8 protein-coding genes are annotated in these 11,144 nt (G+C 59.9%); 3 read left to right on the top strand and 5 right to left on the bottom strand.

Features of this window, described 5'->3' with window-relative positions; translation table 11 throughout:
- Window positions 1-18: 18 nt before the first annotated feature.
- The 3 genes from AC1RAC_RS01990 to AC1RAC_RS01980 form a co-directional block, all read right to left on the bottom strand.
- A complete protein-coding gene (locus AC1RAC_RS01990) occupies window positions 19-705 on the bottom strand; it encodes a GntR family transcriptional regulator (RefSeq protein ID WP_034126017.1) in 687 nt (228 codons plus the stop codon).
- Window positions 706-721: 16 nt separating this feature from the next.
- Window positions 722-1,423: a FadR/GntR family transcriptional regulator gene (locus AC1RAC_RS01985; RefSeq protein WP_014718317.1), complete on the bottom strand. Its 702-nt coding sequence runs from the start codon at window positions 1,421-1,423 to the stop codon at window positions 722-724.
- Between the two features lie 158 nt (window positions 1,424-1,581).
- Window positions 1,582-2,907: a C4-dicarboxylate transporter DctA gene (locus AC1RAC_RS01980; RefSeq protein WP_169855370.1), complete on the bottom strand. Its 1,326-nt coding sequence runs from the start codon at window positions 2,905-2,907 to the stop codon at window positions 1,582-1,584.
- A gap of 215 nt (window positions 2,908-3,122) precedes the next feature.
- Here AC1RAC_RS01980 and AC1RAC_RS01975 point away from each other — a divergent pair, with 215 nt between their 5' ends.
- Window positions 3,123-3,752: a DNA-3-methyladenine glycosylase I gene (locus AC1RAC_RS01975; protein WP_054921304.1), complete on the top strand. Its 630-nt coding sequence runs from the start codon at window positions 3,123-3,125 to the stop codon at window positions 3,750-3,752.
- A gap of 127 nt (window positions 3,753-3,879) precedes the next feature.
- On the opposite strand, the gene AC1RAC_RS01970 is transcribed toward AC1RAC_RS01975, so the two are convergent.
- Both AC1RAC_RS01970 and pdxR read right to left on the bottom strand, forming a co-directional pair.
- Window positions 3,880-4,281: a cupin domain-containing protein gene (locus AC1RAC_RS01970; protein ID WP_019820196.1), complete on the bottom strand. Its 402-nt coding sequence runs from the start codon at window positions 4,279-4,281 to the stop codon at window positions 3,880-3,882.
- Window positions 4,282-4,365: 84 nt separating this feature from the next.
- Window positions 4,366-5,799, bottom strand: a complete 1,434-nt coding sequence (gene pdxR / locus AC1RAC_RS01965; protein ID WP_089041817.1) for a MocR-like pyridoxine biosynthesis transcription factor PdxR — start codon at window positions 5,797-5,799, stop codon at window positions 4,366-4,368.
- Between the two features lie 197 nt (window positions 5,800-5,996).
- On the opposite strand from pdxR, the gene AC1RAC_RS01960 reads away from it, so the two are divergent.
- Both AC1RAC_RS01960 and AC1RAC_RS01955 read left to right on the top strand, forming a co-directional pair.
- Window positions 5,997-9,365 carry an ABC transporter ATP-binding protein gene (locus tag AC1RAC_RS01960; RefSeq protein WP_492616076.1) on the top strand — a complete coding sequence of 1,123 codons (3,369 nt, stop codon included), beginning with the start codon at window positions 5,997-5,999 and terminating at the stop codon, window positions 9,363-9,365.
- Between the two features lie 27 nt (window positions 9,366-9,392).
- On the top strand, window positions 9,393-11,138 hold the full coding sequence (locus AC1RAC_RS01955) for a hypothetical protein (RefSeq protein WP_186527561.1): 1,746 nt from the start codon (window positions 9,393-9,395) through the stop codon (window positions 11,136-11,138).
- Window positions 11,139-11,144 lie beyond the last annotated feature (6 nt).

Here is an 11,144-nt window from a genome sequence, read left to right as displayed (position 1 = left end):
AACGTCATTCACTTGGAGTCAGTGATGTTTCAGTAGTCGGGTTTCCAGGTGATCCAGGTGCTGGGTCATCAGGGCGACAGCCGTGTGGGCGTCGCGCTGTTCCACGGCATCCACAATCGCCACATGCTCCTGCCATGCGCAATAGGTGCAGGCCTTTGTTTCAAATTGCGCAATGATCAACGACGTCAACGGCACCAGGCTGTTGAGAAACTGTGCCAGCGGCGCATTGCCTGCCATGTGCGCCAGTTGCAGATGAAACTCTCCCGAAAACCGGATCGCCGGCCCCCGCTGGTCACGCTCAATGGCGTTGCGCTCCTGTGCAATCAGCTCGCGCAGTTGGCGAATCTGCATCGCTGTGGCCTGGGCGCAGGCCAGTTGCACCACGGTCATTTCGGTGAGGCGCCGTGCTTCCAGAATCTGCCGTGTGTGCTGGGCATCCGGCGCGGCGACCTGGGCGCGCTGGTTGGGGCGCAGGATGACCACTTGCTGATGGGACAGCTTGGCGAGCACCCGGCGAATCACGCTGCGGCTCACGCCAAAGAGTTCGCCCAGGCCTTCTTCGGTGAAGCGGCTGGCGGGCGCAATGCGTTGCTCAAGAATGGCGTCGAACAAGCGTGGGTAGATATCGTCCACCGAGGGCTTTTTTTCGGGCGTCCAGCGTAGGGACGTGAGGGTGGAGTCGCGTTGCAGGGCGTGAGCGTTCATGGCCGGTCTCCGAAAATCAACTGCCCAGATGGTCGTCCGGGATATTCAAGCGAATGCCCATGCGCAGGCCTTCCTGCAGGATGTGCCGACGCATTTCGGCACTGGCCAGGGCGCTGTTCTTGTTGCGGATGGCGCGGACCACGGCTTCGTTCTCTTGCAAGCGTTCGGCCAGGTGTTCAGGGGAGTTGCGCAGTACCTGGGCGCTTTGTTTGAGCGCGGTGCTGGTTTGCTGCACCACGTTCTGGAAGATCGGGTTGGAGGTCAGGGCGAAGAGTTCTTCATGGAAGTCGATATAGGCGTTCATGCCGGCTTCGGCATCGCCGGCATCCAAGGCTTCGCGCATGTCCATCAGGGTCAGGCGCAGTTGGCCGATTTCCTTGCTGCTGATCGACTGCGCCACCAGGCCGACGATGAAGGGTTCGAGGGTGTAGCGCAGTTGCAGGATGTCCTCGAGGCTGGCATCGGCCACGGCGTCGCTCGATTGCGGCTCGCTGACGCTGGTTTCCAGCACGACCACGCCTTTGCCCGGCATGGAGCGCACTAGGCCGAGGGTCTCCAGCACGATCACCGCTTCACGCAGGCTCGGGCGGCTGATGCCCAGCTGTTCGGCCAGTTCGCGTTGACCGGGCAGCATTTCACCGCGGCGCCACTGGCCTCGCGCCAAGGCGGCGCGCAGTTTTTCTACCACTGAATTGACGACGGTTGAAGTGCTGATCACGTCGAAGGCTCCTTGATGTTGCTCATACAGTATTCAGTCTGGCGAAGGTCCAGTGTGGGAGCTGGCAGGCCTGCGATGACTGAGTGTCAGGCACTACAGTTGACGCTGACCCACCGCTATCGCAGGCAAGCCAGCTCCCACATTGGGTGGGTGTTGTCCTAGAACTCCTGATGCGCCGGCAGCACCGGCTTCTTGGCCTGGAAGGCATAGCCTTGCTGGCCGTCGAGCACTTTGTTGGCGCGCTGGATATCAATGTCTTTTTCCCAACGGGCAATCGCCACAGTCGCGACGCAGTTGCCGATCAGGTTGGTCAGCGCACGGCCGATGCCCATGAACCAGTCCACCGCCAGCACCAACACCAGGCCGACCACCGGAATCGCCGGGATTGCCGTGAGCGTTGCCGCCAGGATCACCAGCGCCGAGCCTGGAATGCCATGGGCGCCCTTGGAGGTGATCAACGATACCAGGAGGATGGTCAGCAAGTCGGTCATCGACAGCGGCGTGCCGGTGGCGTTGGCGATAAAGACGATGGCCAGCGTCAGGTAGATCGAGAAACCGTCGAGGTTGAACGAGTATCCGGTGGGGATTACCAAACCCACGGTGGAGCTGCCAATGCCCAAATGTTCCAGCTTGCGCATGATCTGCGGCAGTACAGCGTCGGACGAAGCGGTGCCCATCACGATCAGCAGTTCTTCGCGCAGGTACTTGAGCAGCGGCAACATGCGCAGGCCCGACAGGCGCATCACCAGCCCGAGGATCACCGCCACGAAGGCAAAGCAGGTCAGGTAGAAAAGCCCCACCAGGCTGCCCAGGTGTTGCAGTGAGTCCAGGCCATAGGTGCTGGTGGTGAAGGCGATGGCACCGAATACGCCAATCGGCGCCAGGCGCACGATCATGCCCATGATGCGGAAGATCACATGGCTCAATTCGTTGATCAGTCGCGAAATCCCGCTGGCCGCTTCGCCCACCAGGTTCAGCGCGCTGCCGAACAGCACCGAAAACAACAGCACTTGCAGCACGTTATTATCGGCAAAGGCGCCAACTACCGAGTTGGGGATCAACTCCATCAGAAACTGGCTGGTGCCGCGGATGTGCTGGCCCTTGTCGGCCAGTTCATTCAAACCGGCGGAAGAGAGTTGCTCCAGGTGAATATTGGCGCCGCTGCCGATGCCGGTGCTGAAGGCCATGATCAGGCCGAGCACCAGGGCGACGGTGGTCAGCATCTCAAAATAGATCACCGACTTGAGGCCGATGCGTCCGACCTTCTTCAAGTCGCCCGCGCCGGAAATACCGCTGACCACCACGCAGAACACGATCAGGCCGATCAGCATTTTGATCAGCTTGATAAAGCCGTCACCCAGGGGTTTGAGTTGCGAGGAGAATTCGGGAAGGGCCAGGCCGCAGGCGATGCCGAGCATCAGGCCAATCACGACTTGCAGGAAAATCGAACGCGAGCACCATCTGAGCATGGGAGGGATCTCTATTCGGTGCCCTGGTGGTTCCAGGGCTTAATTGTTGTGGTCTTACCGGTAAGTCCAGTGCGGGGCCAGTCTACGCCCGGTTTTTTTCAAATCACAAGTAAATATTTGGCGGTTGGCAGGTCCCGGTCTGACCAGTTGGTCGGTAAGTACGATGCTTGAGCGGTTGGCGGAGATTAATTTTTTTTGCGTATCATCTTCCTCGGCATACGAGGTGATGGATGGACCAATCAGGGCTGACAACCGACGAAGCAGGGCGCATGTACTGCGCCTGGCGCACTGCAGCGCCTGCTTACCTGCATTACCACGACCACGAATGGGGCGTGCCGGTGGCGGATGACATCGCGTTGTACGAGAAGATCTGCCTGGAGGGCTTTCAGGCGGGGATGGCGTGGATCACCATCCTGCGCAAGCGCGAAAACTTTCGGCAGGCGTTCGAGGGTTTTGATTTTCGCCGGGTGGCGCACTACGGCGAGGCGGACATCGAGCGGTTGATGAGCGACCCGGGCATCGTGCGCAATCGCGCGAAGATCGTCTCGGCCATCAACAACGCGCGCCGGGCCTGTGAACTGGTGGAGGAGACCGGTTCGCTGGCGCGCTGGCTGTGGGCGTTCGAACCCGACGCGCAAGAGCGGCCGGCAGTGGTGGACATGGCTTACTGGACGGCCAATCCGACCTCAGCGGCTTCGGTGCGCTTGTCCAAGGCCCTGAAGAAACGCGGCTGGACCTTTGTCGGCCCGACCACGATGTATGCGTTGATGCAGGCGATGGGGATGGTCAATGATCATCTGGAGGGTTGTGAGTGCCGCCCGCGCATTGAACACCAGCGCAACCTGTTCAAACGTCCCTGACCAGATACGGTTAAAACTGTGGGAGCTGGCTTGCCTGCGATAACGGTGGGCCAGTAAAAGATGAGCTGGCTGGTCCACCGCTATTGCAGGCAAGCCAGCTCCCACATGGGTTTTGTGGTGTTGCTGATTACTTGGGAAGTGGGGTAAGTACCTCAGCCTTGTCATCCAGCACCATCACCACCAGCAGCTTGGCCGGTTGGGTCTGGCTGGCATTGCTTGACTCAAAATGCCGCGAGCCGGCCGGTTCGTAGAACGATTGCCCGGCTTTGTAGGTGATCGCCTTTTCATCATTGACCCGCGAGGTGATCTCGCCTTCGAGCACATAAGCCACGGCGGTGCCGGTGTGGCTGTGGGGCACGGTGGCCTGGCCGGGGGCGTAGTCCACGGTGAGCATGATGGTTTTCTTGCCCGGCACGTTGGTCAAGGCGTGTTCTTGCAGCACCTTGAGCGTTTCCTTGTTGTAGACCGGGTCGTGGGCAAATGCACTGAGGGAGGCGAGCATCAGGGTAGCAGCGAACAAGCGTTTCATGATGAGGGTTCCATCGGGTGAAAGACCGCTTCACCCTACGCCGCTGAGGGCTTGCCACCAATGACCAATGCGGCGGAAAACCGCCTAGCCAATCTGCAGGAGGATATCCCGCACCTTGTCCAGCGCCGGGTCGATATCCAGAGTCTCGATGGCGCCGAACCCCAGAATCAGCCCCGAGCGCACCGGGCGGTCGTGAAAAAACACGTCCAAGGGATATAAACCCACCTCGACCTGACGCGCCCGTTCCATCAGCAATGGAATATTCACCGGCACCTTGCACAGGGCCGCCAGGTGAAAGCCCGCCACCGTCGGTACTGCCTCGAACCACGGCGACAGATCGCCCGCCAGACGCTGCAGGATGCGTTCGCGACGCCCCGCGTAGACCCCGTGACAGCGGCGAATATGTTTGAGCAGGTAGCCTTCGCTGATGAACTTGGCCAGTGCCCACTGCGGCAAGGTAGCGCTGTGCTGGTCGGTCAATTGCTTGGCCTTGAGCACCGCACCATAAATGGCCGGCGGCAGCACCGCATAGCCCAGGCGTAACTCCGGCGACAGGGTTTTGGAAAAGGTGCCGACGTAGGTGACCACGCCTCGGGTATCCATGCTTTGCAGGGAGTCGGTGGGGCGGCCTTCGTAGCGGAATTCGCTGTCGTAATCGTCTTCGATGATGATCGCGCCGAGCGCAATGGCGCGGTCCAGCAGGGCTTCGCGCCGCGCCTGACTCATGGGCATGCCGAGGGGGAACTGGTGGGACGGCGTCACATAGATCAGGCGCGTGCCATCCGGAATCTGGTCGACCTGCAGGCCCTGTTCGTCGACGGTAACACTGGCGACGCGGGCGCCCATCGCGACGAACAATTGGCGTGCGGGGCTGTAGCCGGGGTCTTCCATCGCGACCAGGCTGCCGGGTTCAAGCACCACGCGGGCAAGCAGGTCCAGCGCCTGCTGTGCCCCGTTGGTGACTACGATATCGCGGGCGCCGCATTTCACCCCACGGGAAAATGCGATATGCCCGGCGATGGCTTCGCGCAGGGCGGGCACGCCTTCTGGCTGGCTGTAAAAGCCACTGTTCTGGGCGATGCGACGCAACGCATCCTGGGTGCAACGCCGCCATTCATCCTGGGGGAATTGGTGGCGTGTCGTCGCGCCGCCGATAAATTCGTAGCGCAGGAGCTCCTCGCGGGCGGGGTGGCCCATGGGTGAGGGCAGTGCGGCCCATTTGCCCAGGTTGGCGGCACACGCCAGGTCGGTGGCGGTTTGCACGCGGTCGGGCTGTGGCGCCCACGCATTGACGAAAGTGCCGCGGCCGATCTTGCCAACCAGCAGGCCCTCGTAGGTCAAGGTGGCGTAGGTGTCCGACACCGTCTTGCGCGAGATGCCCAGTTGTTCGGCGAGCAGTCGGCTGGGGGGCAGTTGTGCGCCTGCCGACAGCCGCCCGGTGGCGATGGCTTCGCGCAACTGCTGGTAGAGCTGTTCGGCCAGGTCCTTGCGGCCATTGATTACCACGTGCAGTTCCATGTTTCATCCCAAGGCTTCACTCCGCGCCAAGACTACTCGCTTGCGGTGCGGGCTCAAAATATCTATGAGTCAGTCGCCCCTGCGTATAAGCATCTACCGTCGCCTGGCTATTACCGACCGCCATGATTTCCCCTATCGCAGGCACCGATTGCCTGCCGCCCGCGTTATTCAACGTGATGGCATAGGGAGCCGGACTCATGACGACATCGAAAACACATACTAAAAAGAGGCTTGAGACCTTGCTCGCCCTGGACCAGAGCCTGGGACCGCTGGTGGTTGGCGAGTTGACTGTCTCGCGTATAGACCTGGCCGCCATGGGTGCCCAGGTGGCGGGAAAACCGGTCAAGACCCATCGTCTGGCGGTACGCGAGGCAGATCAGACGCTGCTGGATTCAATCCGGTTCTCGGCATCCAGACTGCAGCGTTATCTTCGTGGGAGTAGTTCTGTCAGCGACAGCAGCGCCGCTGTGCTATTTGAGTTCGCGGCGTTGCGCTCTACACAAGCTGCGCCTTTACTGGTGGTCAAGCCGGGAGACGAAAATCCCGGTGCAGTGGGCAAGCTCGATAGGCTGTTACGTTCAGTGCAGAAAACCAATCTCAACCAAGCGGCGCAGTTGGAGGGAATGCCTGGTTGGGTCGAGCCGAAGAAAAGCCGAAGCTTGGCGGTAATGGGCGCGGGGCTGGAGGTTTACGGGTACTACAGTGCGATCAACGCGTTGGCCGAAGCGATCAAGACCGGCGATATCAATGAGGCGGTAGTCACAGGCGCAGAGTTGTTTGCCAACCTCACGGGCACGGCACTGGAGTTGGCGCTGGAGCACTTGGGCAGACGACTGCTGGAAAACGGGCATAAGGTGTTAGCAGGTTTCAGCGCCAGTTCTCTTGGCCAGGCCCTGCGACGGGGCGCCGGCCTGTTCGCTCTGGTGCTGACGTTGCCGTTTGACTATCACAATGCCAAGCAATCGCTGCATAAGGCGGCGAACAGCACTGGCAAGGAAGCGCTTGATCATTACGTCAACGCCGGCTTCAGTATCGTGAGCGCCAGCGTCAGTGTGGCCCTGGGGGTTGCAGCGTTGGCTGGATTCGGCGTGGCCGGCCCGCTGGGTATTGCCGCCGCCGCCGTATTGATGTTTGGCGCGCAACTCTATGCGGCGGTTCGTCAGGTGGATGAAATTGATGACTATATCGAGCTGAGTGTTTTCGAGCGGCTGCACACGGGCTGGTTGGCATTTCAGGGCAAGGAACCGGAGAAAGAAATACGTGAGCGGTTCGCCCTGGCCAGGATGGAAAATTGGTATGCGCAGCACCTGACCAATCAGGCCCAGACCTGGCTCAGGGGGGCGCTCAGAGGCACCGTACAGGCGGTAGTCAATGGTGGGTTTGAGGTGCGGCTGAGCCCGGTCCGGCATTGGAAGCATCGATGGAACGAAGCCGAGGGTGAGGATCCCTACATCGACACCACCGAGCCGATGCTCGTCGACCAGAATGATCAAATAGATGCTTCCAGCGCCTCGGTTGGCCGTCTGCCTGGTGTGGTGCTTGGTCAGGGTGATGCGAATTCCGCGGTGCTTTGGCGGCTGGGGGGCGGCAATGACGATGTCAAAGGCTTCGCTGAGATCCCCAATATTTTTCAGTTCGGTGAAGGCCAGAAGCAGCTGACCGGTGGCGCCAGGGACGACGTATTCAGCTATGACATGCCGACGGGCACACTGGACGAGGCCGACGCACATCGCCCGGCCAGTCAACTGCGTGGCGAGGCAGGCAGCGATACGCTCTACCTGTCCAACTCGGCAATCTATGAGCACAACACGCAGGGCTATGCCATCGACCTGCAGGCGGGCACCGTCGTGCGGCGCAAAGATATCGACAAACCGTTGCCTCATCACTCGATCAGCCTCGACTCGATAGAAAATATCGCCACGCCAGCCGGGGTTGCCAGCCAAGTCAAGGGTTCGGAACAGGCCAATACGATAATCGCAAACGGCGATGGCGATCGGATCGAGGCCGCGCAGGGCAATGATACGGTGATCGTGCTGGGTTCCAACGCCTGGGTGGACGGCGGAGCGGGCAAGGACCGTTATGTTCTGGCCACCAACCGCGGCACGGTCTCGCTATACGAGCAGGACTGGGCCGAGGGTGCCGTGATCGAGATGCGCTGGCCTCTCTCGGCTATCGCCCATTGGGGCGTCCAGGGGTGTGCGTTGGTCATTGTGGTCTGGCGGGGCGTTAATGGCGAACTGCCGCAGCACGTGATCAAGCTTGAGCAGCTCTATACGCAAGGTGATGACCGGCGCTGGTTGAACAAGCACAGCCTGCTGTTTCTCACGGAGGACGGCTACATGCTTGAGCCGATTCTCGAACCGACATTGGTTGGCAACGAGGACGCCGACGTGACCGTCGCCGTGAGAGCAGGTGGCCAGGACGTCAGCCTGGACAGGGTGTTGAACGCCGGAACGTTCGTGGTGCCCCATGGGCGTTCGACCCGCTGTTTCATCGAACGTGGGCCACACAGAAAGGTGGTCGAAGTTCGTCTTAAAAGCGACGCGACTGCTTGCGTGTTGTACGTGGATTATTCGTCGCAGGAGATTCTCCAGGTATTGGCCGGTTACCGTGTGACCCTACGCAGGTTGGTTCACTTCGATTCGCTGACCTATAGCGACGTGAAATTAACCATCAGTTTCACCGACGGCAGTCAGTTGGTCCTCTGCGAATATGCCAGTGATCGATCCTCGATACGCACCAACGTGACGTCAAACATCATCGCGGTCAGCCTCAAACTGGACTGCCAGTTTGTACTGGTCATGAATGATGGCGTCTCATACCGGATACAGGCGGCCCAGCAAACCTATAGCCAGGACCGCGCCTCACCAGGTTTCAATACCTTCGATGGCAGCTCGGCATTGGTAAAAAGGCCCGGGATACACGGTTTTTTTCGACCGCATAGCGCCAAGGGGGTCTGGTTGCAATCGTCGCCGCAGAAAGTCGTTATTCCTGCCCCACCGCATTATCAAAAGTCTTACTCGTTGATGGGGCGGGCGTCGACCTATGAAGTGGTGCCCAGTACCGGCTCAACGATCTACCTGTCCACGCCGGACGCGCTGGCCAAAAAGTCGGACGCATCGTTCTGGCGGATCAACACGGCCAAGCTTGGTGAGCTGATTGAGCGGGCGCACATCGTCTTGAACGAAAACACGCTGACCCTCGGCAGCGTGAAGGTGCTGCTGCCACCCGTGACAGACCCTTCGGTGCCGCTGGAACAAGTCAGCGTACTCACCAAGCAGGGCGAGCAATACGACATCCGCCAGGACCTGGGGGGCATCTATCTCGCGCAACTGGATGCCTCCCCTTATCAGACTGTAGCCGAGGTCTGGGAAGCGTTGCGGCGTTCTCGCCAGTGGTCAACCTTGATGGCGCGTCAGCTGCGCGTTATCGGCTTGGAGCTGAGCGACGGCACGGTGTCAGGCGTTCATTACGATTCAGGCCGCGATTGCTGGGGGGCGGATGTTGATCCGCTGCGTACCGTAACGTCTGCGGACTTGCGGTTCAGCGGTGTTGACTCAGTCTGATTGATCATTAAAAGGGATTTTTTATTTATGCAGCAAAAACCGCAATCGCCCAGAACTGCCGGCCGACCCTCTGGGCGTGCCGGTGACGGTGCCGACAGTGTCATGGTCAGGGACTATGGCCGCCCGACCAGTACCACTCAACCGGCGTATCAAGGCGCGCAGCGCACGCGATACCGCAATGGTGGTTTGCTTGGGGTCCCGCAAATAAGTGCTTTGGATCTGCCTGGGCCGCCACCGCCAACGGCTGTATGGGTGACAGGCGATACGCTTGGAGCCGTCAATGCCGAGGGTATGCATGATGTGAACGGCCGCAGTTACGTCAATCTGGATACCGGGCAAACGGTGCAAGTGGTCCATCAGCCGGCCAGTGGTACTTATCACCCGCGCTTGGCGCATCAACTGGCTGCCGGCTCCGCTGTGGTACAGAGGGTTGGGAATACTTCAACCTGGACAAACGTGACGACCGCAGCGCATTCCAGTGTTCCGATAGCCACGCCAGTGACGATGCCAGCACCCGGGCCGCGAGATCCGCAGTGGGATCTGCAGCTCTACGATGCGCGAGGTGCTGGTGCAGCGACGGGGACTCCTATCCCGGGGAAAAAACAGTACGTCATTGGCGGGCAAAACTACTACGGTGATGAACTGTTTTCGTTGGACCACTACAAGGCAGGCGATAACAGGCTCTACATGCAGAATGCGAATGGTGTGTTGCAGCCTCGCGGCTCCATCAGCGAAGACGGGATGATTCAGCTCTCTGGTGACCCGGCCGTCGCCTATTTGGAGGTGGGGAGCGTGCTGGTTCGCGTCGAGCTTGATAGCACGAGAAATAAATACCAACTGATCCCGAATGGTTCCAACAGCGCGCCGGGTATTTACCTGGATACTGGCGGCAGCCGGGCATCGTGGGTGCCCGAAATGCGCTTGGACAGCATCGGCGCAATCATTAACGCCGCCCGCAAATCGCTGGGCTACACCGGTGTTACCAGTGATATGAGCCAGGGCTTGATGTCGACGGTGGACAAGCAGACGTACTGCTATATGCGCCAATATGCGCGGCAGATGATTGCATTCGATAACCCGCGTATCCGCAACGCGCCCGTGCAGCAGCGAGATCGCATGATTGATGCACACATCTGGACCCATGGCTACCCGTATGACCGCCTGTTGCTCGGGATGCACGCCAGGGCTGAGGGCGTCGCACTACCACCGGGTGTTGTGCAGTTTGATGCGTTTCAAGGCATGGCCACCGTGGCGGCCCGTCGTGAGGGAACGTTCAATCTAGAGGCCGTTGCCGTCAATGATCAGCTTCATTATCCCTATCGCGGCAGGCGCGGGGATGAACAGGATTTTTTTAATCAATGGAGGGCGTTGGACATTAAGCAGACCAGGCAGCGTGGGGCGGCCAATGAGCAAATGTACCGTGAGTTACTTAAAAATGATGGCTATCGAATCATTCCCGGTGGGACCTACGGCGGCAGCCAGAATGGCTTCGACCTGGTATTCATGGGGCCGGCGGGCGATGTCTATGTGCTTGAAGTCAAACATGCCAAATCCGGCCACGTCAGCATGGCTAGGGTCAATCAGCACTTCCAGATGGAGGATGGCTGGGTCACACGGGTCCTGAGCAAACTGGACAGTCACGATCCAGGTGCCGGGCAGCAGGTTGCGGATGCACTGGCACGTCAACGGCTTTTCAAGGTCATTGGTGCGACCCTGCCAGATGGCAAACTGGTGCTATTTAAGATCGACATGAGCGCTGTACGTGCGCGGTGACAAACA

The organism is Pseudomonas sp. GW823-FHT02F05 (assembly GCF_058797315.1).
Note: the sequence above shows the minus strand (reverse complement) of the source record. Positions and strands in the feature narration are given on the sequence as shown.

Excerpts from the sequence above, each read along its gene's own strand:
- AC1RAC_RS01990 (WP_034126017.1), bottom strand. The coding sequence starts at position 705 with ATGAACGCTCACGCCCTGCAACGCGACTCCACCCTCACGTCCCTACGC.
- AC1RAC_RS01955 (WP_186527561.1), top strand. The coding sequence starts at position 9,393 with ATGCAGCAAAAACCGCAATCGCCCAGAACTGCCGGCCGACCCTCTGGG.
- pdxR (WP_089041817.1), bottom strand. The coding sequence starts at position 5,799 with ATGGAACTGCACGTGGTAATCAATGGCCGCAAGGACCTGGCCGAACAG.
- AC1RAC_RS01970 (WP_019820196.1), bottom strand. The coding sequence starts at position 4,281 with ATGAAACGCTTGTTCGCTGCTACCCTGATGCTCGCCTCCCTCAGTGCA.
- AC1RAC_RS01975 (WP_054921304.1), top strand. The coding sequence starts at position 3,123 with ATGGACCAATCAGGGCTGACAACCGACGAAGCAGGGCGCATGTACTGC.
- AC1RAC_RS01960 (WP_492616076.1), top strand. The coding sequence starts at position 5,997 with ATGACGACATCGAAAACACATACTAAAAAGAGGCTTGAGACCTTGCTC.